This window comes from uncultured Roseobacter sp., assembly GCF_947492555.1.
Lineage (GTDB): Bacteria > Pseudomonadota > Alphaproteobacteria > Rhodobacterales > Rhodobacteraceae > Roseobacter.
Genome location: NZ_CANLNE010000003.1, coordinates 125,783 through 150,585, shown reverse-complemented (window position 1 = coordinate 150,585; position 24,803 = coordinate 125,783). Strand labels below are relative to the sequence as shown.

Here is a 24,803-nt window from a genome sequence, read left to right as displayed (position 1 = left end):
CAAGCCGCGCTGGCTCTCAACAGGCAGGTAGGGTGGGCTTCAGGCCACCTTGCCCCTCAGTCGTTCACATGCGCCCAGGCCGCAGACATCACCACCGATCCTTCGCCCACCGCCGAGGCCACGCGTTTGACAGAGCCTGCGCGCACATCCCCCACGGCAAAAACACCGGGACAGGAGGTTTCATATTGCGTCCGCCCGCCCGCATCCGTTCCGGTCAGCACAAACCCCTTGTCGTCCAGCTTGATCAACCCGGAAAGCCATTCGGTATTGGGCGCCGCCCCGACCATGACAAAAAGCGCCCCTGTCCGCAGGTCCCAGTCCTGACCGGAGGCATTGTCGCAGATGGTGATCTTGTCCAGCGTCTCTTCCCCGTGCAGCGCGGTTACCTCGGTGCGGGTGTGGATGGTGATGCGCGGATGCGTGGTGAGACGTTGCACCAGATAATCGGACATCGAGGATGCAAGCGACGGCCCGCGTACGAGCAGATGCACATGGCGCGTGGTGCGCGCCAGGAACATCGCGGCCTGCCCTGCCGAGTTGCCGCCCCCAATCACGGCCACCTCCGTGTCCCTGCAATAGCGCGATTCCACTTCCGTGGCCGCGTAGTAGACACCCGCGCCCTCGAACCCCTCCAAACCGTCCAGCGGCATGCGCCGGTACTGAACACCGGTCGCCACAATGAGAGCCTTGGCGCTTACCTCCTGCCCGTCGTCCAGCGTTGCGTGAAACCATTTCTCATCACATTGACGCAAGGCGGACGCGCGCCGGGGCACGGAAAACTTGGTGCCGAACTTCATCGCCTGCACCTCGCCGCGTCCTACCAGATCACCGCCCGAAATGCCCGTCGGAAACCCCATGTAATTCTCGATCCGGCTCGACGTGCCCGCCTGCCCGCCCACGGCCATATCCTCCAGCACCAGCGCGCTGAGCCCCTCGGCCCCAGCATAGACACCGGCAGCCACCCCCGCCGGGCCACCGCCAACAATCAGCACATCGAAACTGGCATCTTCCTGCGTTTCCAGATGCAGCCCGAGCATCTGCGCCACGCCACGCGGGGTCGGCGGATCGATCTTCCGCTCGCGCCCGAAAATCACACCCGGCTGCGCTTCGCCGATCCCGCATTGGGCGGCCAGATCGACTGCTTCGTCCGAGGTCACTTCGATTTCCCGAAAGGGAATACGATTGCGCGCGGCAAAACTCGCCACGTGACGGATGTCACGGCTGATCTCCGATCCGATCAGCGTGAGCGCCGAATCCGATTGCTCCACCGCCCGGCGCCGCCGCGCCGCCAATACCGTCACGACAATGTCGCTCATCTCCGGCATGTCCGACATCAGCTGCAGCATCTCGTCACGCGGCACGCAGAGCAACGTGCTGTCCACCACCGCGCGGGCACCCGCCAAAGACACGCCACCCGACAGGAATTGCAGATCGCCAAAGAACTGGCCCGGCCCCAGCGTGGCATTGCCCATGCGTTGCATGGTCATCGGGTCAACGGCTTCGACTTCACCGTCGATGACATAGTGAAACTCCGCCGACTCCGCCCCCGGCTCCTGCACCATCTCTCCGGCTTTCTTGTCGCTGATGATGCCCTTCTTGCGCATCGCTGCGACATGTTCGGGCTCCAGCGGTCTGCGCACCATCGTGGCCAGATCAGCGGCAAAGCTTTCCATTCAATCGTCTCCCATGAAGCCCGTTATCGCCGTCACGGTTCAGGATTTAGACGATCCGAATAATCCGCTGAGGCTGCTCTTAATGATATTGGGTACTTTCGGCTTTTTTCCAGCCGCAAAGGGCAAAGGGCGACAGACTTCCATCGCCGCAACCCCGACACGTGCCGTCAGCGCGCCATTGACCAGCCCCTCGCCGAAGCGGCGCGAGAGCTTGCCAATGATGGATCCGCCCAGCACCGGCTCCAGCAGATCATCCCCCACGGCAACAGCCCCTGTTGCCACCAGATGCGCCATGACCGCACGGGTCAAGCGCCAGCCGCCCAAAAACCCGGACCGCCCGCCATAGACCTCGGCAACTCGGCGGATCATGCGCAGATTGGCCGTCAGCGCCGCAGCCACATCCGCCAGCGCCAGCGGCACCAGCGCCGTTACCGTCGCCACCTGCCGTGCGGCGGCTTCGACCTCACGCTGCGCGGCCTGATCCAGCGGCCCCAGCAACTCACGGTCCGCCAGCGCTAGTACGCTCGACGCATCCATCTGATCGCGGCGCAATTCGGCCAGCCGGTCCCGGCCCCAGCGGGTATCCTCACGCCCCTTGTAGAGCGCCACCAGTCGATCCGTGACCGCCCGAGCCGCTTCAAGGTCTTCATCCACAAGTGCTGTATCGGCGGCGCGGCGCAGACCGTCCAACCGCCCGAGCCGACCCAGAGCAGCAATCTCGCGCAGGGCCAGCACAGCCAAAACAAAAAGGAACGCGCCCAGCAGGCCGGTGACACCCCAGCCCAGGATCGCGTTGCGCGCGACCAGATCGGTCAGAAACCCCCACGCCTTGATCGAGACAATCGCGCCGACAAGCGCCAACCCCAGTGACCAGAACCAGCGCACCAGTCGCGAAGGTTTCCGCGCGGCAATCCCCGCAGCGACCTGCATCGCCTGACCGCTTGGCATTCCCGGTGTGTCGTCCGGCACTGGCGGCGCGTCCGCGACGGTCAGCGTGTCGGCTTTTTCATCTTCCAGCTCGATCAGGACTGGGCCCCGGGCCATCAGAAAGCCCCTTTGACCCACTCGAACCGGATATCCGGCAGGCCTGCATCGTTTTCGCTGCCGTCGGTCCGCGCGGTCTCGACGAAGCCGCGCAACCCGTAAAACCTCGTCGCCGATGAATTCGCCTGGTAGCTCCACAGCGCCAGTTTGTCCGTCTCAGCCTTGGCATCTTCCAGCAGCGACGTGCCCACGCCGCTATCCTGCGCGTCCGGCAAGACATAAAGTGCGTGGATTTCCTCTTCCCAACGCGCAATGAACCCAACGACCTTGCCATTTTTCTTGGCTACGCGGACCCAGCCTGCCTCGATCATGTCACCTGCGTACATGATCTCTTCAGCTGCCGAGTGGAGCCGCGGCAACCAAGGCATCATATCGTTGGAGGCCGACAGGATGTGACCTACCGCACCTGCATCAAGCGTGCGCGCCGGTGAAATGGTGATCGTGCTCATAGCCTATCCCCTAAAAGGAATTGGGCTGCCTTATCAAGCCGGATATGCGGCGGACCATCGCCGGGGCGCAAAGTTAGCGGGGAAGGTGCGAAATTCATCACACGGTAGTCGTCTTCCAGCCAGTTTCGCGCACCGTTGCGCGCAGGCGTCAGCAGGTGGCTGGGATCCTCGGGCAGCTCCCCGGGGTAGAATGCTGCCTGTTTTCCGCTGTCGAGCAGGGTACCACGCACCACATCCAGCGTTTGTCCGTCGTGGGGCACCGTATCCTCGATCGTGGCGCGCAGGGAGGCAATGGCCATAGCTGATGTCTCTGCTCCGGCAAACCGGGCCCGGTCGACGGCGCCCCGCACCAAGGCCTCCATGATGGCGGTCAATCTTCCGTGTTGCCGGTGATGCAGGTGATCCGCCTTGGTGGCCGCAAAGAGGATTTTCTCCACCCGCTTGCCCTGGAAAAGCTGGGTCAGAAACGCATTCTGGCCCGGGCGGAAGGCCCCGAGGATGTCAGCCATGGCCCCGCGCATGTCCTCCACGGCACGCGGCCCCTTGTGGATTGCGCCCAAAGCATCGACCAGCACCACCTGCCGGTCGATCCGGGCGAAATGATCGCGGAAAAACGGACGCACGACCTGGTGTTTATAGGCTTCATAGCGCCGGGTCATTTCGCGCAGGAGGGATTTGCGCGGGGCCGTCCCGTCGGTGGGCAAAGGCGCAAAGGTGAGCACCGGCGACCCCGCCAGATCCCCCGGCAGCAGGAACCGCCCCGGCGTGCAATCATAGTATCCCGCCTGTCGTGCCGCATTCAGATAATCGGTGAAGGCCGCGGCGAGGGCCTTTGCTGCGGGTTCTTCAAGCGCCGCAGCCGGGTCCGTTGACGCCACAAGCGCCTTGAAATCCGATGCCTCCGCGCGGTCGTCGATCCGGGCCAGCACCTCTGCGGACCAGGTTGCGTAATCCTTGTCGAGCAGGGCGAGGTCGAGCAGCCATTCACCGGGATAGTCCACGATATCCACGTGGATCGTGCGCGGCCCCTGCAGCCCGGCCAGCAACCCTGCACGCTGCACCCGCAGGGAGAGCCGCAGCTCCGAGATGGCCCGCGTGCTGTCCGGCCAGGCGGGTTCGCGCGCCGTCAACTGCGCCAGATGGGTCTCGAAATCGAAGCGCGGCACGGTGTCATCCGGCTGCGGTTGCAGGAAAGCCGCCTCGATCCGGCCCTCGGCCGCCGCCACCAGATGCGGCATGCGGCCCCGATCCAGCAGGTTGGCAATCAGCGAGGTGATGAAGACGGTCTTTCCGGACCGTGCAAGCCCGGTCACACCGACACGCACCACCGGCTCGAACAGGGTCTCGTTTACGGTATCCTGCACGTTTTCGATCTGGCGCAGCACCGTGTCGGCGATTGAAGTGATGACCAAAGCCTGCCTGTCCCTGCAGTTTTCGTTTCGCAACACATAAGCGCTGGCGCGCGGGGGTACCAGAGGCTTCAAAGCCATTTGACGCGACACGCGCCGCGCGCTAGGGCCTGCGCCATGCCGCGCTATGCATTAAAAGTCGAGTACCACGGGAAGCCATTTGCCGGGTGGCAGCGCCAGAAGGCGCAGGCCACGGTCCAGGGTAAAATCGAGGCCGCCCTGGCCCGCTTGGAGCCGCGCGCGCATACGATTGCCGCGGCAGGACGGACGGATGCCGGGGTGCATGCGCTGGGGCAGGTTGCCCATTGCGACATGATGGAAACTTGGGATCCCTTTCGCCTGTCGGAAGCGTTGAACTATCACCTGAAGCCCGATCCGGTGGCAATTGTCGCCTGTGCCGAGGTTTCCGATGACTGGCACGCCCGGTTCTCCGCGCTGCAAAGGCAATACCTCTTTCGCATCCTGATGCGCCGGGCACCGGCCACCCATCAGGACGGGCTGGTCTGGCAGGTCAAACACGAGCTGGACGTCCCTGCCATGGCGAGGGCCGCCGCGCATCTGATCGGGCGGCATGATTTCACGACCTTTCGGTCCACCATCTGTCAGGCGGACAGCCCGGTGAAAACCCTGGACCGCCTGGATGTGGTACGGGTGGAGACGTCCCACGGACCGGAAGTGCATTTCGATGTGCGCGCCCGGTCCTTTCTGCACAATCAGGTGCGCAGTTTCGTCGGCACGCTGGAACGTGTCGGCGCTGGCTCCTGGCCTCCGGATCAGGTTGCCAGCGCATTGGCCGCGCTGGATCGCGCCGCCTGTGGACCGGTCTGCCCGCCACGGGGACTCTACCTTGCACATGTGTGTTATGAAGAGAATCCGTTTGCGTAGCTAACGGTGGCCTGAAAGCCCACCTTACCTGCCTTCAATTATTGTCGCTTCCCCAACGGCCACTCCTATGCCTGGTGAGGCGCCGCTGGCGCAGATGACATCAAGCGCCTAACCAAGGTTGGTCAAAATCGCGCTACTTGAGTTTTCCAATTCAAATCTGGTTAGTTGTCCCCAAATTTGCACCATTGCTTTACAAAATCATCTCTTCGCGGATTTTTGTTCGCTTTCGTTTACACGAGTCCGCTGTCTTTCGGTTCCGCGCCAGAACCGTGATTTCATCACACGCGTGCTGTGGTGGGTCAGGCCAAGGGCCCAACCCACCGGGCACTCGTTACCCAAACTCCCCAGGTACTCGTTAAACCGGCTCCGGACTGCGCCAGAATGCCTTTGTTAACGGTCGGAGAACTCGGGAAGTAGCTGGTGGGTTCCATTAGTTGGCAAGAAATGTAAGCAAAATTCTGCTGTTACCGCTGCGGCTCAGTGCATCAGGTTCACCCTGAGCGAAACGCGGCAGCCTGCAATTCACCCAACGATTTCATGGAGAGCCGTCAGATTTTTTCCTGCGTGTGTTTGCGCAGTTCTGTGCGTGCGACCTGACGACGGTGCACTGCGTCCGGTCCATCCGCAAACCGCAAGGCGCGCTGCCAGGTCCAGGCCATGGCAAGGGGCGTGTCCTGACTGATTCCCTGCCCGCCGTGCATCTGCATAGCCTCGTCGATCACCTTCAATGCCATGCGCGGGGCGACAACCTTGATTTGCGAAATCCACGGGGCTGCAGCACGCGCGTCCCCCTGATCCATCATCCAGGCCGCCTTAAGGCACAAGAGCCGCGCCTGTTCGATCTCCATCCGACATTCCGCAATAATGTCGAAATTCGCGCCGAGATTCGCCAGCGGTTTGCCGAATGCCTCTTTTTGCAATGATCGGCGACACATCAGCTCCAGCGCCGCTTCCGCCTGCCCGACAGACCGCATGCAGTGATGAATGCGCCCGGGGCCCAGCCGACCTTGCGCGATTTCAAACCCGCGTCCTTCGCCCAGCAACATGTTCTCGGCAGGCACCCGGACCTCTGTGAATCGGATGTGCATATGCCCGTGGGGCGCGTCGTCGTGGCCAAAGACATGCATGGGCCGCAAAATCTCGATGCCGGGCGTGGCGGCATCGACAACGATCATAGAATGCTGCTGATGTCTGGGTGTCGCCTCATCCCCGGTCCGGACCATGACGATATAGACCTTGCAGCGCGGATCCCCCGCCCCCGACGCCCAGTATTTCTCCCCGTTCAGGACATAGTCGTCGCCCTCCCGCACACAGGACATGGCGATGTTGGTGGCATCCGAAGAGGCGACATCGGGTTCCGTCATCAGATAGGCCGACCGAATTTCGCCTTCGAGCAGCCGCGCGAGCCAAAGTTCCTTCATGGCCGGTGTGCCGTAGCGCTCGAACACCTCCATATTGCCGGTGTCCGGTGCGGAGCAGTTGAAAACTTCCGCGCCAAGCGGCGTTTTCCCCATTTCCTCCGCAAAATAAGCGTATTCCACCGTGCTGAGACCAAAACCCTTTTCACTATCCGTCAGCCAGAAATTCCACAGGCCCGCCGCCTTGGCCTTGGCCTTGAGCCCTTCGAGGATCTCGGCCTGACGATCCGTGTAGGTCCAGCGGTCCTCCTTGCCGATCTCCGCGTGGTATTCCGCCTCCATCGGTACCACCTCGTCACGGATCATCGCCGCCACCCGGTCCAGAAGGGCCCGATTTTCCTCCGCCATGCCAAAATTCATATCCATCGCCCGCGCCTCCCTGACCGGTAATCGGGGCTTTCCCCGCGCCCGCAGAGTTGCTTAGATCACCGGGACTTGTCCATGGGTCACGAGGGAGATTTGCCGATGCACCGCTACGACCCGAAAGAGCTGGAACGCTATCTGGCCGCGCATGTCGACGGTTTCGGCACACTGGACGGTTTCGAGAAATTCTCGGACGGACAGTCGAACCCGACCTACCGCGTGACCAGCGGCGGCACCGACTATGTGCTGCGGGCCAAGCCACCCGGAAAACTGCTGAAATCCGCGCATGCTGTGGACCGCGAGTTCCGCGTGATGGAGGCGCTGGCGGCCAGTGATGTGCCGGTGCCGCAGGTCTATCACCTGTCCGGAGACGACACCCCGCTGGGCACCCAGTTCATGGTCATGGAAATGGTCGAGGGTCGCATTTTCTGGGACCCGGCCCTGCGCGAGATCGACCAGGAGGCGCGGGGGCGGGTTTACGATGCAATGAACGGCGCGCTGGCCGCGTTGCATAACGTGGGGCCTGACGCGGTCGGTCTGGCGGATTATGGCAAGCCCGGGAGTTATTTTGCGCGGCAACTCACGCGATGGTCGGGCCAGTATCAACAGACCGCCACCGCCCCGCTGCCGGATGTGGACTGGCTGATGCGCTGGCTCGACGAGCATATGGTGACAGATGACGGTGCCAACAGCATCGTGCATGGTGATTTCCGCATCGACAACATGATCTTCGCCCCCGACCGCGAAGAGGTGGTCGCACTTCTCGATTGGGAGTTGAGCACATTGGGCCACCCACTCGCCGATCTGGCCTATCAATGCATGCATTGGCGGTTGCCGCACGCGGGTCACTTCCGTGGCCTTGGCGGCGTGGATCGTGCTGCTACCGGCCTGCCGGATGAAGACGCCTATGTCACGGACTATTGCGCGCGGCGCGGGATTGCCCGGCCAGATCACTGGGTGTTTTACGTGGTGTTTTCGTATTTCCGCCTGCTTGCGATCCTGCAGGGTGTGTTGAAACGCGGGTTGGACGGCAATGCATCGAACCCCAAGGACACAGGACGCCTGCGAGAGATCATCGCCTTGATGGCACAGGACGCACGCGCTCTGGCCGAAGAAGGATAAGGTCATGAAAACCATTGAATACTTCTACGCCTGCCATTCGGTCTATGCCTATTTCGGCGCCTGGCGTCTGGCAGAGATTGCCGATGAACATGGCGCGCAGGTCATCCATCGCCCGTTTGACTTTAATCCGGTCATGGCCGCCGCAGGGGGTGCCCCGTTCAACGCGCGCCCCAAGCCGCACATGGATTACTTCTTCGGGCGCGAGTTGATGCGGTGGGCGGAATTTCGGAACCTGCCCTGGATCATGCGGCGGCCGACCCATCACGACAATCCACTGGCCCTCGGCAATGGCGCGATCATCGCGGCGCAAGAGATGGGATGGGACGTGCACGCCCTGAGCCGCGCGCTGCTGCAGGCCCATTGGCGTGATGACGCGGACCCGGCGGACAGCGGTACCGTTGCCCACATCGTGGAGGGCCTCGGCATGGATGCAGAGACCCTTGTGACAGAAGCCATGAGCGACGCGACACGAGAGCAGCATGCCGCCAATACCAAAGAGGCCATCGCCCGCCATGTCATTGGATCACCAACCTATTTCGTCGAGGGTGATATGTTCTACGGGCAGGACCGGCTGGAGATGGTTGCACGTGCACTGGTCAAGCCTTTTGCCCACTTTAGGGATCACAAAGCTTGACGACCCCGCGTGCCCGTGTTCCGAAAAGACAAGAGGGGGACGGGATGACGACTCAGCACCAGAACTATGACGTGATCATTGTCGGCGGCGCGATCTACGGCTCGAGCGTGGCATGGTGGCTGACCCAGATGCCCGGATTTCAGGGGCGCGTTCTGGTGGTGGAGAAAGACCCCACCTATGAGAATGCCGCGACCAGCCACACCAACAGCTGCATCCGACAGCAGTTTTCCAATCGGGTGAACATTGGTGTGTCGCAGTTCGGCGCAGAATTCATCAAGAATTTCCGCCGCTTCATGGGGGATGACCCCGAGGTGCCTGATCTGGTGCTGCAAAGTTACGGCTACATGTACCTCGCCGACACGCCCGAATTTGCCGAGACCCTGCGCGAAAGCCAGAAAGTGCAGGCCAGCCTCGGTGCAGGCACCAAATTCATGACGCGGGATGAGATCGCCGCCGAATATCCCTTTTACAGGCTCGACGACATCCTTGGGGCCAATCACAATCTGGTGGATGAGGGCTATTTCGACGGCGGCACTATGTTCGACTGGTTCAAGCGCATGGCGCGCAAGAACGGCGTTGAATATGCCCATGACGAGGTCATGGCGATCGCGCGCGATGGCGCCCGTGTCATCGGCGTGACCCTGAAATCCGGCGGAACGGTTGCCTGCGGGACGCTGGTGAATGCCGCCGGAACCCGGGGCGCGCTGGTGGCGCGGATGGCGGGCCTCGACATCCCCATCGAGCCGCGCCGCCGCTACACCTATATCTTCGATGCGGCCCACCCGCTGGACCGCGACCTGCCGCTGACCATCGACCCGACAGGCGTGCACATGCGTACCGACGGGCGCTACTACCTCGCAGGCGGGCCGCCCGACGACGATCCGGCGGTGGATTTTGACGATTTCAACGCCGATCACGGGCTCTGGGAAGACAAATTCTGGCCGATCATCGCCACCCGCATCCCGCAGTTTGAAGAAATCAAGCTGATCAACATGTGGGTCGGGCATTACGACTACAACACGCTCGACCAGAATGCGATTGTCGGACCGCATCCTGAGGTGCCGAACTTCCTGTTCTGCAACGGGTTTTCGGGGCATGGGTTGCAACAGTCACCTGCTCTCGGACGCGGATTGGCCGAGCATATTGCCTATGGGGAATACCGTAGTCTTGATCTCAGGCCCTTCTACGTGGACCGGGTCTTGCGCGGCGAGAAATTCTTGGAAAAGGCCGTGATCTGACGGTCAGGAAGGACAAAGATGAAACTGGTTTTGACAGGGGCCGCAGGCCGCTTGGGCTCTTATCTGCGCGAACCGCTGGCGGCGATGTGCGACACGCTGATCAGCACCGACATCGCCGAGGACATCGGCAAGCTCTATGACGGCGAGAGCTATGTCCAGGCCGACCTGGCACAGATGGACCAGATCGCGCCCGTGCTTGAGGGCGCGGATATGGTCATCCACTTCGGGGCCATCGTGGATGAAAAACCCTTCGAGGAACTGCTCGGGCCCAATTTCGTCGGCTCCTACAACATCTGGGAAGCAGGCTATAAGGCAGGCGTGAAACGCATCGTCTACGCCTCGTCCATTCACGCCGTCGGCATGCACCTGAAATCGGATTTCATCGGCATCGATGCGGAGCACCGCCCGGACACCTTCTATGGGCTGGCCAAATGCTTCACCGAAGATCTGGGCCGTATGTATTGGGACAAACGCGGGCTGGAATCGGTGCACCTGCGCATCCTGTCCTGCGCGCAGGTCACCAACACGCGCGCTCTGGGCTCCTGGCTCAGCTATGATGACCTCATCCAATTGGTGACCCGCGCGATTGATACGCCCTCCGTCGGCTTTGGGATCGTCTACGGCGTGTCGAACAACGACCGCGCACCGGTGGACAACGCCAAGGCATCCTTTCTGGGGTACCGCCCGAAAGACAATGCAGAGCAGTTCGCAGCGGAGATACTGGCCGAAGCCCCCCCTGTCGATCTGAATGATCCTGGTCAGATGTGCCACGGTGGTCCCTTCTCTTCGGTCGATCTTGGGCAAAGCGGGTTGGCGCAAATGAACATTGTGAACGACAAAAAGGAAACATGATCCTGCTGCATTGACATACGTCCAAGCTAACGTTTGCTCCCATGTGTGAGTGGAGTTGGCCTCCAGCTGCTCACGTACATGTCACCGGTCGGACGCACCCAGATTTGGCGCGCTCTTAACCAGGGTGAACTGACCGCACGCAGGTCAATACTGGTAGCAACTTCTTTTGTGCTATCGAATTGCCGCTCGGCGTCGGAACACTTCCCGTCAGGCGGCAATTCGAGGATCACGCACCATGCCAGTCGACGTCACGATGGGGTCCAGCCCTCTGATCATCACCATCCCGCATGCAAGCACGCAGATTGCGCACAGCATCATGCAGCGACTGAATGACATCGGGCGGGCACTGACCGACACGCACTGGCATATCGACCGGCTTCACCACGATTTGGTGGAGGACGTGACGGTCGTAAAACCGAATTTCCATCGGTACCTCTGCGACCTGGATTGCAATCCGTCCGCGTGGGATGACAAAGGCAGAGGTCCAAGCCTGACACCCTCGGCACCCATTCTCAATCAGGATGGACAGGCGATATGGAGGTGTGCTCCCGACAAACTCGAAATGGCCAGCTGGCGCTCTGCCTTTTACGCACCATATCACGCGGCGCTTGCGACACAGATTGCCCGAGTAAGATCCAAGCATGGTTTTGCGGTCTTGTATGATTGCCGGGCGACGCGGTCGGAAATTCCAAATCTGTTTGATGGTGTTGCGCCGAACTTCAGCATCGGCACGTACATGGGTGCCACATGCGATCACAAGCTTGCAGCCTGTATCGCAGGGATTTGCCTAAACGAGAAAAATTACACCAGTGATATCAACAAGCATTTAAAGGGTGGATGGATCGTGCGCCGCTACGGGTGTCCAAAACGCGGGGTGCACGCGCTGCAGATGGAGCTATCATTGTCGACCTACCTTCAAGCCGAACGGGATCCGTGGCTTTACGATCCCGTGAAGGCACAGGCAGCACGCATCGTGTTGGCAAAAATCCTGAACCACTTGAAATCCTGGATACCTGACTGATCCGGTATTAAGTCATGAAAACATGTCACTATGAGTCATACTTAACTCAATACATGAGATATTTTTAGGATGTCGCAGCCTGGTGGCGCGGCGCTCAAGTCTCAAATCCAAGGCAATCGAGATGACGCAATAATCGATCAGGCAGGCTGGCTTTCTGCGCCTTTGAGTTTACGCAAGGCAACTGCCCAGAAGCGCGTTGACAGCAGCACACTGGCCAGCCCGAGCCCCACGACCAGACCGAGCCAGACACCGATCCCCTCAAGGTCCCAAACAAAGCCAAAGAGATACGAACAGGGAACGCCCACCACCCAGTAGCTCAGTGCCGCACAGATCATCGGCACACGCGTGTCCTGTATGCCACGCAGCAATCCCAGCGCAATGACCTGCGCCCCATCGACCAGTTGGAACAACGCTGCCATGGCCAGAAGCCCGGTTCCGATGGCCAGGATCTGCAGGCGCTGCGGCTCGTCTTCCTGCATGAAAAGCGAAATCAACGGCTCCGGCAGCACCAGGAACAACACGATGGTCAAAGCAGCCGCGCCCAGTGACATCACCGTGACCATCAAGGCGCCCTTTTCCATATGGGCCGGGTCGTGCCTTCCGTACGCGTTGCCTGCACGGATCGTCGCCACGTTGCTTAGCCCCATGTGGACCATGAATGTGATCGACGCGAGTTGCACCGCGATTCCATGCGCCGCCAATGGCACCGTGCCAAGCCAACCCATCATCATGGCGGAGGCCGCGAACAACCCCACTTCGCTGAGGCTGGTCAACCCGATTGGCCAGCCCAGCCGGAATACCTGCGCCAGCATCTGCCAGTCCGGACGCCACAACCGCTGAAACAGCGCGTGCTCCGGTAAAGATAGGGCGGCGTAGGCGGTGACCCCGACGAGCCCCACAAGTTGCGTTGCAACGGAGGCGATGGCCGCCCCGGTGATGCCAAGTTCCGGCGCACCCCAATTGCCAAAGATCAGCGCGTAGTTGACCAAACCGTTGATCACCGCACTGATTACGGTGATCCACAGCACGACCTGCGTGCGCTCCAAAGCCGCGAGATAGGATTTGAGCACCATCACCAGGAGAGCCGGTATAATTCCGAAACCGGCGACGGAGAGATACGCGCTGGCATCAGCAGCCAGCATCTCTCCCTGTCCAAGCAGACGCAACAATGGCTCCGACCAGACCATGAAGGGCAGTGCGAGAAGGCCGAAAGCGAGGCTCAACCAAAGCCCCATACGCGTGGCACGGCGAAGCCCGATTTCATCGCCTTCGGCAGCAAAGGACGCGACCATCGGCATAACCGCCCAGGCAAATCCGGACCCGAAAATAAAGAGCACAAAGAAAAAGGTCGATCCCAGAGTAACCGCCGCCAGCGCGTCCACCCCATACCAGCCCAGCATGACAGTATCCGTCACGCCGATTGCCATCTGCGCCAGGTGACCGCCAATCAGTGGCAAGCCCAGGACCAGGATCGCGCGCCCGTGCTCAGGATATGTCATCACTTTTGCCATACCCATGCCTTACGCCGCGAAAATGCCCGGTGGAAGAGGGCGTTTGCCATCAGCTTTGAAAAAACTGTGATGCTCTGAAAGGCGACAACAGGGCCGTGAGTACAAATCCGGTCACATCTCGTTCGGGCTTGGCATCAGAAAAACCGTGATCTGGACACAAAAAACACCGCATAAGTGCTTGAATGACGGGGAAAACCTGTCAATCTATGCGTGCAGGTAGGACGATACCCGCTTGGAGCATACGATGACCGCAACACGCCCTCTCGCCGCCGTGGCAGCCCTGATTGCGGCTCCCGCACTGGCAAACCCGGTGGATATGGTGCGTCCCGATGCGCCAGAGTTGGCGCCGTATGGCCTGCTGCCGATTGGGGTCCAGACGTTGGAACTGGTGAACGCCGAGCAGATCGATATCGTCAATATCGACGGCCAGAAGCAACCGCTCTATGACCGCCCCCTGAGAGCGGAAATCTGGTATCCGGCAGCGGAGGGCACGCAGCCTGGTGGCACCTACCGTGCCATGCTGCGCGATGGCAAAACCGAAGTAACCCTCACAGGGCGGGCGGCGCGCGATGCAGCGCCTGCTACCGGCGAACGTTACCCGCTGATCCTGATCAGCCACGGCTATCCGGGCAATCGGTTTCTGATGGCTCATCTGGGCGAAAACCTGGCCTCCAAGGGATTCGTGACCGTTTCCATCGATCACACCGACAGCACTTATTCGGACCAGGCGGCCTTCGGGGCCACCCTTTATCACCGCCCCCTGGACCAGCGTTTTGTGCTTGATCAGATGGCGGCGCTTGATGGTGACCTCGGCGCGATCATCGACGCCAGCGCGGTGGGCGTAATCGGCTATTCCATGGGAGGGTACGGTGCATTGATCTTTGGGGGTGCCGGTGTAACCCAGGCCTCCACCGAGTATAGCTGGGGGACACCGAATGGGCTGCTGGCAAGCCACCAGGCCGGATCCGAGAGCCACGAGGCCCTGGTCGATCCGCGCGTGCGTGCGATCATCGCCATCGGGCCGTGGGGACGTAACGCCGGCTTCTGGGACACCAACGGCCTGGCCGGTCTGCGCGTACCAACGCTGCTCATGGCAGGCGGGTCCGATGATGTTTCGGTCTATGACGCGATCCGCACCATTTTTGCCGAGACCAGCGGCACTGATCGTCACCTCCTGACATTCATTCATGCCAATCACAACGCTGCCGCGCCGATCCCCGCGCCAAAGGAAGCCTGGAAACCAGTCGAGGGCCTCGATTTTGTGCCCTTCGAGCACTATTCCGACCCGGTGTGGGATACGACGCGCATGAATAACATTGCCCAGCATTTTGCGACCGCCTTCTTTGATCTGCACCTCAAGGGCGATGTCAGCAAACGCCCCTATCTGGACCTGATCCCCAACTCTGATGACGGCATTCAAGCATTGGACGAAGAGGCCCGACCGACTGAAGATCATAGCTATTGGGCTGGATTTCTCGCCCGTACGGCGAAGGGGTTACGCTTCGAAACCCTGAAAAAGGGCGAATAGCTCCGCATCTGGTCATGCAGAGGCATTACGGCAATCGTGTCAGGACAGGTTATCCCCTGAAGAGATTGATTTGCACGTTTGAACAATCCGATCTCGACCACAAGCCATCTTGCCCGCACAGCAACAGCTTATCGGTGCCCCCAATCGTCCGGATCATCCGCGTTTCCGGGCGACAAACCGATGATGTCGCCTTTCGTTGAACACCCCAATCCAAGCACCGTACGGTTGGCATAGGAAAAATAGCTGACCACCTGATTGATTTCGAGGATCTGGCCATCATCGAACCCGGCCGCACGCAGCTCTTGCACATCCGCTTCGATCAGCATCGCCGGTGTCCGGGTCAGCTTTCGGGCATAATGCATCGCCACCTGTTGCGCGGGGTCGAGCGGTATCGTCCGCATGTCATCCGTTGCAATACACTCACGGATAGCGTCGGCTCTGTCATCATCTCCCAATAATCGCTTCATACCGGCAAAGTGGTGGTTCTCGCAGTACGCACAGCTGTTCAAGTGAGAGACCCACACGCCTAAAACCTCCAGAAACCACTTTGGCAGCGTGTTCCCGGAATGATGCAGCACATGCTTGTAGATCGCCATATGACCTTCCATCGTGTGCGGACGAAGGGAGTGCGCCATCATGATGTTGTCGACATTGTTACCGGGGCCGGCAATGCGCTCATAAAGCATGCGCAGTTTGCCGGTGGCTTTTTCAAAAGGAACAGTAGTGATCCAGGTCATTGCTCATCCGTGTCTGCAAGGTGGGTTTCGGCAGAACAAGCCCGATATCATTGGAAATGCCAAGCGCATAAAAAAAGCCCCACCAGAATGGCGGGGCTTTCCTCCGTAAGAAATTGCGTCCAGTTGAAACCGGATCAGGCGTTCCGCTTGCGCATCCGCAGCGCGCCGAACCCACCAAGGCCAGCCAGCAGCATCATACCTGCCGCAGGCAAAGGCACAGGTGCCAAATTGATGTTGATATCGCCATGACCGGCAGCAGTACGTGCGGAGTTGATCGGATCAGGCCCGGAGTAGGTATCGTCGATTTCGGCAACCCAGCTGAACCATCCGGCGCCGCCCAGACCACTGTTTTTGTCATTGGCACCTTCACCCAATTGGAAGGGAATATCCTTTGTGTCCGTATTTGGGTAGGCGGTCAGGCTCAGAACCAAACCGGCGAGGTCGCCGATACCGGTCAGAGTCGCCGACGTGATGTCGAAGAAGGACCAAGTCCCATCGTAGCTGCCACCACCAGTCTTGACTTCCGTACCTGGTACATTCGGATTGCGCAGCACGTAGCTTACATCAACCAGCATCTCATAATCTGTGGTTACATTGTTGCGGATCTGGCCAGTCAGCTTGGCCGTTCCGTTGTCCTCACCAACAACGAACTTCCCTGCATTTGGCTTGAATTGCCAATAGGCATTGATGCCGTCGAAAAGGCCCGGCAGCCAAACGGTATGGTCATTCCCGTTTGTTGTTACGCTGGTCGCTTCGTATGTACCCTCGTACATCGTTGCCGCGTCAGCTTCTCCGCTGACCAGTACCGCTGCGGAAATAGCCACAGCAGTCACACCACTTTTTATCAAACTAAAACTCATCATACGTTTCCTCGTTCCCTAAACGAGCGCGCCATGATCTGAATGATGGATCAGCATGCACGCGCTTCACCCTTCCCTGGGTATTGTTGTCGAATTTTTAGTGAATATTTAATGCCACACACATTGCCGTCGCCCAACATAAACTTTTGAAAACACATCTTAATTCCCGCAGCACGGGAACTAAGAGCCATTTACAGAACATCAGCACGACTTATGGCACCGCATCCCGGCAAAGCTCGCGCGAAACGGGAGAGATGGCGCCGATTGCACAAGGGAGGGTGTGACGCTGATTCGCACATCTCAAAGCGTCGGCGAATCCTTCCCCCCTGCCCGCCGCTCTGCCATAATCACGGCAAACATAAGAACGAGGTTCGAGCCCGATGCCCAACGATCTGCTGTCCAATACCGCGGCGCCTGATTATGACGCCTCCTCGATCGAGGTGCTGGAGGGGCTGGAGCCCGTGCGCAAGCGCCCCGGCATGTATATCGGCGGCACCGATGAGCGTGCGTTGCACCATCTGGTGGCCGAAGTGCTCGACAACTCCATGGACGAGGCCGTGGCAGGGCATGCCAACCGGATCGAGGTCGAGCTGCATGACGACTACGCCGTGACCATCCGCGACAACGGGCGCGGCATCCCGATTGATCCGCACCCGAAATTCCCCGACAAATCCGCCCTCGAAGTGATCCTCTGCACCCTGCACGCGGGCGGCAAATTCTCCGGCAAGGCCTATGAAACCTCCGGCGGGCTGCACGGCGTCGGTGCCTCGGTGGTCAACGCGCTGTCGGATTCGATGGTTGTGCAGGTCGCTCGCAACAAGGAGCTTTACGAGCAACGCTTCTCCCGCGGCCTGCCCCTTGGCCCAGTCGAGAAAGTGGGCAGCGCCCCCAACCGCCGCGGCACCACCGTCACCTTCCACGCGGATGCCGAGATCTTCGGCTCCCACCGCTTCAAGCCCGCGCGGCTCTTCAAGTCGATCCGCTCCAAGGCCTACCTCTTCTCCGGCGTCGAAATCCGCTGGAAATCCGCCATAGACGACAATGAGACCCCCACCGAAGCCACCTTCCACTTCCCCGGCGGCCTTTCCGACTATCTTGGCGAAACCCTGGGCGCTTCCACCACCTATGCCGACAAACCCTTTGCAGGCACAGTCGACTTCAAGGAAAAATTCGGGCAGGCGGGCAAGGTCGAATGGGCGATCAATTGGACCCCCTCGCGCGACGGCTTCATCCAGTCCTACTGCAACACCGTGCCCACCCCCGAAGGCGGCACCCATGTGGCCGGCTTCTGGGCCGCGATCCTCAAGGGCATCAAGGCCTACGGCGAGCTGTCGAACAACCGCAAGGCTGCCCAGATCACCCGCGAGGACCTGATCTCCGGCGGCTGCGCGCTGGTGTCCTGCTTCATCGCGGACCCCGCCTTCGTCGGCCAGACCAAAGACCGCCTCTCCACCGAGGCCGCGCAGAAAATGACCGAAGGCGCCGTGCGCGACCACTTCGACAACTGGCTCGCCGCCGACACGAAATCCGCCGGCGCCATCCTCGACTTCCTGGTGCTGCGCGCCGAAGAACGCCTGCGCCGCCGGCAGGAAAAGGAAACGGCGCGCAAATCCGCCACGAAAAAACTCCGCCTGCCCGGCAAGCTGACCGATTGCACGTCGAAAGACCGCGCGGGTACAGAACTCTTCATCGTCGAGGGCGACTCGGCGGGCGGCTCCGGCAAGGGTGCGCGTAACCGCAACACGCAGGCGCTGCTGCCGCTGAAGGGCAAGATCCTGAATGTGCTGGGCGCGGCGTCCAGCAAACTAGGCTCAAACGCCGAGATCAACGACCTCTGCGAGGCGTTGGGCTGCGGCATGGGCACCAAGTTCAACCTCGACGATCTGCGCTATGACAAGATCATCATCATGACCGACGCCGATGTGGACGGCGCCCATATCGCCGCCCTGCTGATGACCTTTTTCTTCACCCAGATGCGCCCGCTCATTGACGCTGGGCATTTGTACCTCGCCTGCCCGCCTCTCTTCCGCCTGACCCAGGGTGCGAGGCGCGTCTACTGCCTCGACGAGGGTGAAAAGGACATGTGGCTCGAAAAAGGTCTGGGCGGCAAAGGCAAAATCGACGTCAGCCGCTTCAAGGGCCTCGGCGAGATGGACGCCAAGGACCTCAAGGAAACCACCATGGACCCGGCGACCCGCAAGCTCATCCGGGTTTCGATTGACGAAGACATGCCCGGCGAGACGGGCGATCTGGTCGAGCGGTTAATGGGGAAAAAGCCCGAACTGCGGTTCCAGTATATTCAGGAGAACGCGAAGTTCGTGGAGGAGTTGGATGTTTGAACTGTTCTAGATCACGAAGCATTGTTTTAAGCCGACTAAGGGTTTCATAGATGCTCAACCTAAAAACACTTCCAAAGACTCCCATGGAAGCACTCAGAGTTGCTTTGCTTCATGGCATAAGTGCAACAAAAGGGGGAAACGCGAATTTTCTCGCATTAAAGAAGAAGAATCATTCCATCGCTAATGATCTGATGATCACATTCGCGGTAATCAATAGCTGTGCCTCTAGGATAAGCGATGAAGATCTAAAAGGAATAGTTCTACAAAGCGCGACAACTGATGAGAACTCCGATCTTAGTTCAATTCGTCTTTCGTTGGAGACAGCTGTCAATGCATTGGTCGCTTACAACTTGGATGATCACTTTCTAGATGAAGCAGACGTTGATGCTTTCGACTACGCTGAACTGAATGACGATGAGAAAGACGAAATAAGAACCTTAATGAGTAGCGCGCGATTCTGTGTGAATGGAGCCAAGAGCCTACTAGAATGGCAAAAGAGAAATATTCTTCACCACATTTCGAAAATTGAGAATGAACTACTCAAGACTAAATCTAGGTTCGAAGCCTTCTTGGCTGCCGGATACGAAGCAGGTGAATTGGTCAAGAGAATTGGCGAAGACGCACAACCAATCGCTAGTGCTATTCAGAAAGCCTTAACGATAACCTATCGAAAAGTTGAAGGACAACAACAAATTGAAGAAGAAGCAGAGCCAAAGAAGCTTCCAAAACCACGCGATGACATGAAAACGAACTAAAGTAAAATGTGTGCCCGAGACCTCACCTAGGGCCGCGCCCGACCCCCCAACGGGAGAGCGCACATACGTGCCCCCCCGGGGCTCACGCCCCCTCCGGGCTCAAACGCTCCACCGGAGCGTCTACAAGACGCCCTCCGGCCCGAGGTCGGGCACAGCCTCGCTCACCCGTTTCGCATGATAGCCACACAGCCGGAAGGTCATGCGTTGCCTGCACAAAACTCGCCCACTCCACCGATGTTCATTTTTGCTTGTTCTGCGCCCGCGGGGGCTTGATCCGACAGCGCTTTTCAGGCCCTCATAGAACATGCGATTTGCTCTCCTTTTCCTGATGATCCTCACGGCCTGCGGGCGACCGTTGACGCCCACAGAAGAGGCTTTTGCCCGCACGATCCATGGCGATACGCTCGACACGGCCAAGGTCCGGCTGGTCGATGGTGCGCCCACCCGCGCCGTCACCTTCCGCCGTGAGCCGCGCCCGCGTACCACCTGTCGCGAGCGCATCCTGCCGCCGCGCACCGATGAGATCGTGACCTCCAAGCCCGCGGCCGTCGCGCTCTGGAACCGCATCCTTTTTGACAAGGACTGGTATCTCGACGACTACCTGCCTGACTATCCGGATCGGATCGGCCTCGTCGCCACCATGCTTTTTGCCCATGAGATGGTGCATGTCTGGCAATGGCAGAACCGTCGCGAGACCGGCTATACCCCCCTGCGCGCGGCGTTTGAGCATGACGGTGCGCGGGACCCGTATCTCTTCGATCTCGATACCAACCCGAAATTCAGCGACTTCGGCTTTGAGCAGCAGGGCGCGATCATGGAGGAGTTCGTCTGCTGCCGCGCGCTTGATCCCACGGCGCCGCGCACCGAACGCCTGCACCGGCTGATCTCAGGGGCGATGCCCGTCGCCCCCCTGCCGAAGGCGCGCCCGCATGACGTGCTGCTGCCTTGGGATGGTGTGGAGATTGGTGGCATTTGCCACTGATCAGGGACGCTGCACAGCCTCCAGATAGACCAGCAGATCCGCCAGCGGCGGCGTGGTGCGGATACGTGCGCCGTCAAGGCGGGCGCGCTTGCGGTCCTCGCTTTGCAGGGCGGCGAACCCGGCCATGTGGCGCCCGCGCTGGCCATCGGCCGCATAGCCTTGGAGCACGGCGAGCACGTCCTTCGCCGGGAAACTTCCCCCATTACGCGCAGAGAGGCCGGTGAGGTCCGGCGGCGTCTTGCTCAATCCTTCGACACCGCCACCGCCGCCGCCGCGCGCGTCCTGACCGTGACAGACCGCACAATTCTGCGCAAAGAGCGCGGCACCGGATGCCGTCCGGTCCCGCCCCTCGCCGCAGCCTGTCACTGCGACGCTCGCCAGCAACCCTATCCACCATATGCGTATCGACATGTGACCCTCACGCTTGATCATCCTGACGCAGCGCCGTGCAATCGGTCTTGCCGATCCGATGCCGCGCCGCCATGGTCGCAATTGTTCCGCGTCAGCCTATAGGAGAAGAATGAATGGCTCATTACGCTGTAATCATGTTGCTGGCCGGGATCGGCATCCCCGTGCTTGCGGCGTTGAACGCGGCCCTTGGCGTGCGCATCGGATCGCCAGCGGCGGCGGCCACCGTGCTATTCACCATCGCCTTTTTGACCTGTGCGGTGGTGATGGTCGTGACCGGGCCGCAGGCTTTGGCCAAGGTCGCATCGGCCCCTCGGCATCTGTTGCTGGCCGGGGTGTTGATCGCTTTCTACGTGCTGTCCATCACCTTTGTTGCGCCGAATTTCGGGGTCGGAAATGCGGTGTTCTTCGTGCTGCTCGGGCAGTTGATCAGCACCGCGATGATCGATCACTTCGGGCTTTTCGGCGCGCGCGTGACCCCGATGGATGCCAGCCGCGCCCTGGGCATCGCGCTCATGGCAGCAGGGGTTTTCGTTACGCAGAAGGTGTAGGGCCCTCGGTCAGTTCCTTCAGGCGGGACCATGTGCTCGCGTCAACTGCGACCTCATCCGCCATCCGTCTGTTTTGCCCCGGCATCCGCGCGCCGTCGTCCTGCGACACCAATTGCCCCAGCGCTGCGAGGCGCGCTTCGAACTCCGCTGATGTACCCGGATCGATCAGGATGTAGAACTGTCCCAGATCATGTGGCGGCCCGACCGGCGCCTTGAGCGGTTTGACACTGGCGGACAGGACAGAGCCCGTCATCCCCGCAGCGAGTATCTCTGCCATCAGGCCAAAGCCCCATCCCTTGTATCCCCCCATGGAGACAAGCGATCCCTGCAGGGCCGCCTCCGGGTCCGTGGTCGGCGCACCATCCTTGTCCAGCGCCCACCCCAGGGGGATCTGCTGCCCCAGCGCCTTGGCCATGGTGATCTTGCCCAGAGCAACGGTTGTCGTCGATTGATCGAACTGCATGGCCAGGCCGCCGGCCCCGTCCGGCACCGAAAACGCGATCGGATTGGTTCCGATCACCCGGGTTTTGCCATCCGGCGCCGCGACAATGGGAGAGGCATTTGTAAAGCCGATACCAATGAACCCGGCGCGGGCAATCTGTTCGGTAAAGTACCCCAGCGACGTACAGGTATGTGCGTGCCCAATGGCGAGCGTGGCGGTCCCGAACTGTCGGGCTGCGTCCAACCCGGGGATCAATCCCAACGCAAAGGCGGGTTGCGCAAAACCGAACTGCGCGTCTACATGCAAGGCCGCCGGTCGCGGCGTGCTGACCACAGGGGCCGCGTCCCCGATGACCCGTCCGCTTTCAAGCTGAAGGCAATAGCTTTCGACGTAGTAAAGGCCGCAAATCTTATTACCGTGACCTTCCGCTGCCCGCACGGCCCGTGCAACTTCGGTTGCCGCGAAGGGCGTTGCCCCATGGGCCAGCAACGCCTTTTTTGTAAGGCTTTCAATCTCATCCAGCGTGTGGTGACCCATGTATTCTTTCCTTGACCCTGTCCGAATGCAGGTTGGTCGAAAGAGGAACGGGCCGTCAAGCGTTGCTTGATATGGCTAGGCTGGCGTCAACCGGCCAGCGTCAAGTCGGATCTGGCGATCCATCCGCGCGGCCAGCTCCATGTTGTGGGTCGCAATCACAGCTGAAAGCCCGGTGCCGCGCACAAGCTCCATCAGGGCGTCAAAGACCTGATCAGAGGTTTCAGGGTCAAGGTTCCCGGTTGGTTCATCCGCCAAAAGCAGCTTTGGCTGGTTCGCCAGCGCACGGCAAAAGGCCACGCGCTGTTGTTCGCCCCCGGACAAGGCCGCTGGCCGGTGGGAGGCACGCGGCGCGATACCCACGCGGTCCAACAGCTCGCGCGCCCGGGTTTCGGCCTTGCTACGCGGCGTGCCATTGGCCAGTTGCGGCAAGAGAATGTTTTCAGCTGCGGAGAATTCCGGGAGCAGGTGATGGAACTGGTAGACAAAACCGACATCGGCACGCCGCACCGCAGTTCGCCGGTTGTCGGACAGGCGCGTCATATCCTGCCCGTCAATTTCCACGCGGCCCTGATCCGCGGTGTCGAGCAGCCCCGCGATATGCAGAAGGGTTGACTTGCCCGCACCGGAAGGTGCCACAAGGGCCACAACCTCCCCCTTGGCAACCGTCAGATCGATACCGCGCAACACCGTGACCTCGCCGGGCAGACCCCGGTTGTAGGATTTCTCGATCCCGCTCAGCGTCAGGACGGCGTCACTCATACCGCAGAGCCTCGACAGGGTTCATCCGGGCGGCACGGCGGGCCGGGAAGATTGTGACCACAAAGGAGAGCCCCAGCGACAGGGCAACCGCAGACAGCACATCGGTCAAGTGCAGCTCCGCAGGTAGCGCGTAGATGCCGCGAATGGACGGATCCCAGACACCGCCGCCCATCATAACGTTCACGAATGAGAAAATCGGGTCAATGTAGAGCGCAAAAAGAGAGCCGAGGATCACACCGAAGAGCGTACCCAAAAGCCCGGTAAAGGCCCCGCAGATGAAAAACACACGCATGACCGATGCCTGGCTGAGCCCCATGGTCCGCAGGATACCGATGTCCCGCCCCTTGTTCTTGACCAGCATGATCAGCCCGGAGACGATGTTCATCGCGGCGATCAAAACCAGAATGGACAGGATGACGAACATCACATTGTCCTCCACTTCCAGCGCGCGGAGAAACCCGCCGGAGGCATCGCGCCAGGTCCAGACCTGTGCCCGTTCTCCCGCAGCCGCCAGCAGGGTCGGAGAGAGTGCATCCACTTGCTCCGGCACCTCAACCATCACTTCAATTTCATCTGCCAAACCCTCTCTATTAAAAAATAATTGCGCCTCAGAGAATGGCAGATAAGCTCGGGTGCGGTCGATGTCATAGCGCCCCGCGCTGAAGATATAGGTGACGTCATAGGCGTTCACGCGTGGGGATGTGCCAAAGGCGGTTTTGACCCCATTCGGAGAGATCAACCGCACCTTGTCTCCGATACCCACACCGAGTTCCCGCGCCACGCCGGACCCAAGCGCAATCCCTTCGTCAAAATCGGCGATGTCACCCCGCGCGGTGTCGGGATTGGCAATGCGCGGCAGGGTTTGTAGATCGGCAGCGTCGATCCCGAAGATCTCGACGCCAGCATTGCGGCCCTGATTGGCCGCCATGACCTGCCCCTTGATCAGCGGTGCTGCGCGCGTGACACCGGGCACGGCGGCCAGACGGTCGGCAAGAGCGTTGTACTCGGAAATGGAGCGGTCGATCTGCCCGTTCTCGGTTACCTGTCCCAGCGAATAGATCGTGACATGGGCATTGGCGCCGAGGATCGTATCGACGAACTCCGCCCGAAAGCCGGAGCGGACGGCCAATGTGGCAATCAGGGCGAAGACGGCGAGGGTGATGCCGATCAGGCTGATCCAGGTCATCACGCTGACCCCGCCCTCGGCGCGACGCGCCCGCAGGTAGCGCCAGGCGATCATCCATTCGAAAGGCGCAAAAGGCGCGGTTGAAGAAGCCATGCTTTTC

23 protein-coding genes are annotated in these 24,803 nt (G+C 60.4%); 11 read left to right on the top strand and 12 right to left on the bottom strand.

All coding sequences use genetic code 11. The features are described 5' to 3' along the window. Positions 1-56 precede the first annotated feature (56 nt). The 4 genes from Q1A07_RS13830 to Q1A07_RS13815 are packed head-to-tail and all read right to left on the bottom strand — an operon-like array spanning position 57 to position 4,578. Positions 57-1,673, bottom strand: coding sequence for a cyclic nucleotide-binding domain-containing thioredoxin-disulfide reductase (locus tag Q1A07_RS13830; RefSeq protein ID WP_299782295.1), 1,617 nt, complete (start codon positions 1,671-1,673; stop codon positions 57-59). 39 nt (positions 1,674-1,712) lie between these two features. Then, on the bottom strand, positions 1,713-2,717 hold the full coding sequence (locus Q1A07_RS13825) for a YcjF family protein (protein ID WP_299782293.1): 1,005 nt from the start codon (positions 2,715-2,717) through the stop codon (positions 1,713-1,715). Continuing rightward, complete coding sequence (locus Q1A07_RS13820; RefSeq protein ID WP_299782291.1) at positions 2,717-3,166, bottom strand: GNAT family N-acetyltransferase; 450 nt, start codon at positions 3,164-3,166, stop codon at positions 2,717-2,719. The genes Q1A07_RS13825 and Q1A07_RS13820 overlap by 1 nt, the downstream gene beginning before the upstream one ends. Next, positions 3,163-4,578, bottom strand: coding sequence for a YcjX family protein (locus Q1A07_RS13815; protein WP_299782289.1), 1,416 nt, complete (start codon positions 4,576-4,578; stop codon positions 3,163-3,165). The genes Q1A07_RS13820 and Q1A07_RS13815 overlap by 4 nt, the downstream gene beginning before the upstream one ends. 114 nt (positions 4,579-4,692) lie before the next feature. Here Q1A07_RS13815 and truA point away from each other — a divergent pair, with 114 nt between their 5' ends. Further along, positions 4,693-5,460, top strand: a complete 768-nt coding sequence (gene truA / locus Q1A07_RS13810; protein WP_299782287.1) for a tRNA pseudouridine(38-40) synthase TruA — start codon at positions 4,693-4,695, stop codon at positions 5,458-5,460. 548 nt (positions 5,461-6,008) lie between these two features. On the opposite strand, the gene Q1A07_RS13805 is transcribed toward truA, so the two are convergent. Beyond that, positions 6,009-7,244: an acyl-CoA dehydrogenase family protein gene (locus Q1A07_RS13805; RefSeq protein WP_299782285.1), complete on the bottom strand. Its 1,236-nt coding sequence runs from the start codon at positions 7,242-7,244 to the stop codon at positions 6,009-6,011. A gap of 75 nt (positions 7,245-7,319) precedes the next feature. Here Q1A07_RS13805 and Q1A07_RS13800 point away from each other — a divergent pair, with 75 nt between their 5' ends. The 5 genes from Q1A07_RS13800 to Q1A07_RS13780 all read left to right on the top strand — a co-directional run bounded on the left by Q1A07_RS13800 (position 7,320) and on the right by Q1A07_RS13780 (position 12,108). After that, entirely contained in the window at positions 7,320-8,363 is a 1,044-nt protein-coding gene (locus tag Q1A07_RS13800; RefSeq protein WP_366944099.1) for a phosphotransferase family protein, read from the top strand. A 4-nt stretch (positions 8,364-8,367) separates the two neighbouring features. Then, the gene (locus Q1A07_RS13795) at positions 8,368-8,997 is read left to right on the top strand and encodes a 2-hydroxychromene-2-carboxylate isomerase (RefSeq protein WP_299782283.1); all 630 of its coding nucleotides are present in this window, start codon (positions 8,368-8,370) and stop codon (positions 8,995-8,997) included. Between the two features lie 44 nt (positions 8,998-9,041). Further along, positions 9,042-10,235, top strand: coding sequence for an FAD-binding oxidoreductase (locus Q1A07_RS13790; RefSeq protein WP_299782281.1), 1,194 nt, complete (start codon positions 9,042-9,044; stop codon positions 10,233-10,235). An 18-nt stretch (positions 10,236-10,253) separates the two neighbouring features. Further along, positions 10,254-11,087, top strand: coding sequence for an NAD(P)-dependent oxidoreductase (locus Q1A07_RS13785; protein ID WP_299782280.1), 834 nt, complete (start codon positions 10,254-10,256; stop codon positions 11,085-11,087). Between the two features lie 235 nt (positions 11,088-11,322). Beyond that, positions 11,323-12,108: an N-formylglutamate amidohydrolase gene (locus tag Q1A07_RS13780; RefSeq protein ID WP_299782279.1), complete on the top strand. Its 786-nt coding sequence runs from the start codon at positions 11,323-11,325 to the stop codon at positions 12,106-12,108. A 137-nt stretch (positions 12,109-12,245) separates the two neighbouring features. Here Q1A07_RS13780 and Q1A07_RS13775 read toward each other — a convergent pair whose 3' ends face one another. Next, entirely contained in the window at positions 12,246-13,619 is a 1,374-nt protein-coding gene (locus tag Q1A07_RS13775) for an MATE family efflux transporter (RefSeq protein ID WP_299782278.1), read from the bottom strand. Positions 13,620-13,863: 244 nt separating this feature from the next. Here Q1A07_RS13775 and Q1A07_RS13770 point away from each other — a divergent pair, with 244 nt between their 5' ends. Next, complete coding sequence (locus tag Q1A07_RS13770) at positions 13,864-15,147, top strand: dienelactone hydrolase (protein ID WP_299782277.1); 1,284 nt, start codon at positions 13,864-13,866, stop codon at positions 15,145-15,147. Between the two features lie 128 nt (positions 15,148-15,275). On the opposite strand, the gene Q1A07_RS13765 is transcribed toward Q1A07_RS13770, so the two are convergent. Together Q1A07_RS13765 and Q1A07_RS13760 are read right to left on the bottom strand one after the other, a co-directional pair. Continuing rightward, positions 15,276-15,884, bottom strand: a complete 609-nt coding sequence (locus Q1A07_RS13765; protein WP_299782276.1) for a carboxymuconolactone decarboxylase family protein — start codon at positions 15,882-15,884, stop codon at positions 15,276-15,278. 134 nt (positions 15,885-16,018) lie between these two features. After that, entirely contained in the window at positions 16,019-16,744 is a 726-nt protein-coding gene (locus tag Q1A07_RS13760; RefSeq protein WP_299782274.1) for a VPLPA-CTERM sorting domain-containing protein, read from the bottom strand. A gap of 380 nt (positions 16,745-17,124) precedes the next feature. On the opposite strand from Q1A07_RS13760, the gene parE reads away from it, so the two are divergent. From parE to Q1A07_RS13745, 3 genes are all read left to right on the top strand, one after another. Further along, on the top strand, positions 17,125-19,083 hold the full coding sequence (gene parE / locus Q1A07_RS13755) for a DNA topoisomerase IV subunit B (protein ID WP_299782272.1): 1,959 nt from the start codon (positions 17,125-17,127) through the stop codon (positions 19,081-19,083). A gap of 83 nt (positions 19,084-19,166) precedes the next feature. Beyond that, entirely contained in the window at positions 19,167-19,838 is a 672-nt protein-coding gene (locus Q1A07_RS13750; protein WP_299782270.1) for a hypothetical protein, read from the top strand. Positions 19,839-20,142: 304 nt separating this feature from the next. After that, complete coding sequence (locus tag Q1A07_RS13745) at positions 20,143-20,820, top strand: hypothetical protein (RefSeq protein WP_299782268.1); 678 nt, start codon at positions 20,143-20,145, stop codon at positions 20,818-20,820. Here the strand turns inward: Q1A07_RS13745 and Q1A07_RS13740 are convergent, their stop codons facing one another. Then, a complete protein-coding gene (locus tag Q1A07_RS13740; RefSeq protein WP_299782266.1) occupies positions 20,821-21,252 on the bottom strand; it encodes a cytochrome c in 432 nt (143 codons plus the stop codon). It lies immediately after the preceding gene. A gap of 92 nt (positions 21,253-21,344) precedes the next feature. Between Q1A07_RS13740 and Q1A07_RS13735 the strand changes: the two genes are divergently transcribed. Beyond that, positions 21,345-21,779: a DMT family transporter gene (locus Q1A07_RS13735; RefSeq protein WP_299782264.1), complete on the top strand. Its 435-nt coding sequence runs from the start codon at positions 21,345-21,347 to the stop codon at positions 21,777-21,779. On the opposite strand, the gene Q1A07_RS13730 is transcribed toward Q1A07_RS13735, so the two are convergent. The 3 genes from Q1A07_RS13730 to Q1A07_RS13720 form a co-directional block, all read right to left on the bottom strand. Beyond that, positions 21,763-22,758 (bottom strand): Ldh family oxidoreductase, encoded by a 996-nt coding sequence (locus tag Q1A07_RS13730; RefSeq protein ID WP_299782262.1) that lies wholly within the window; start codon positions 22,756-22,758, stop codon positions 21,763-21,765. The two genes, Q1A07_RS13735 and Q1A07_RS13730, sit on opposite strands and share 17 nt — an antisense overlap. 75 nt (positions 22,759-22,833) lie before the next feature. After that, entirely contained in the window at positions 22,834-23,517 is a 684-nt protein-coding gene (locus Q1A07_RS13725; RefSeq protein WP_299782260.1) for an ABC transporter ATP-binding protein, read from the bottom strand. Continuing rightward, positions 23,510-24,796: a lipoprotein-releasing ABC transporter permease subunit gene (locus Q1A07_RS13720; RefSeq protein ID WP_299782258.1), complete on the bottom strand. Its 1,287-nt coding sequence runs from the start codon at positions 24,794-24,796 to the stop codon at positions 23,510-23,512. Before Q1A07_RS13720 ends, Q1A07_RS13725 begins: the two co-directional genes overlap by 8 nt. Between the last annotated feature and the right edge of the window lie 7 nt (positions 24,797-24,803).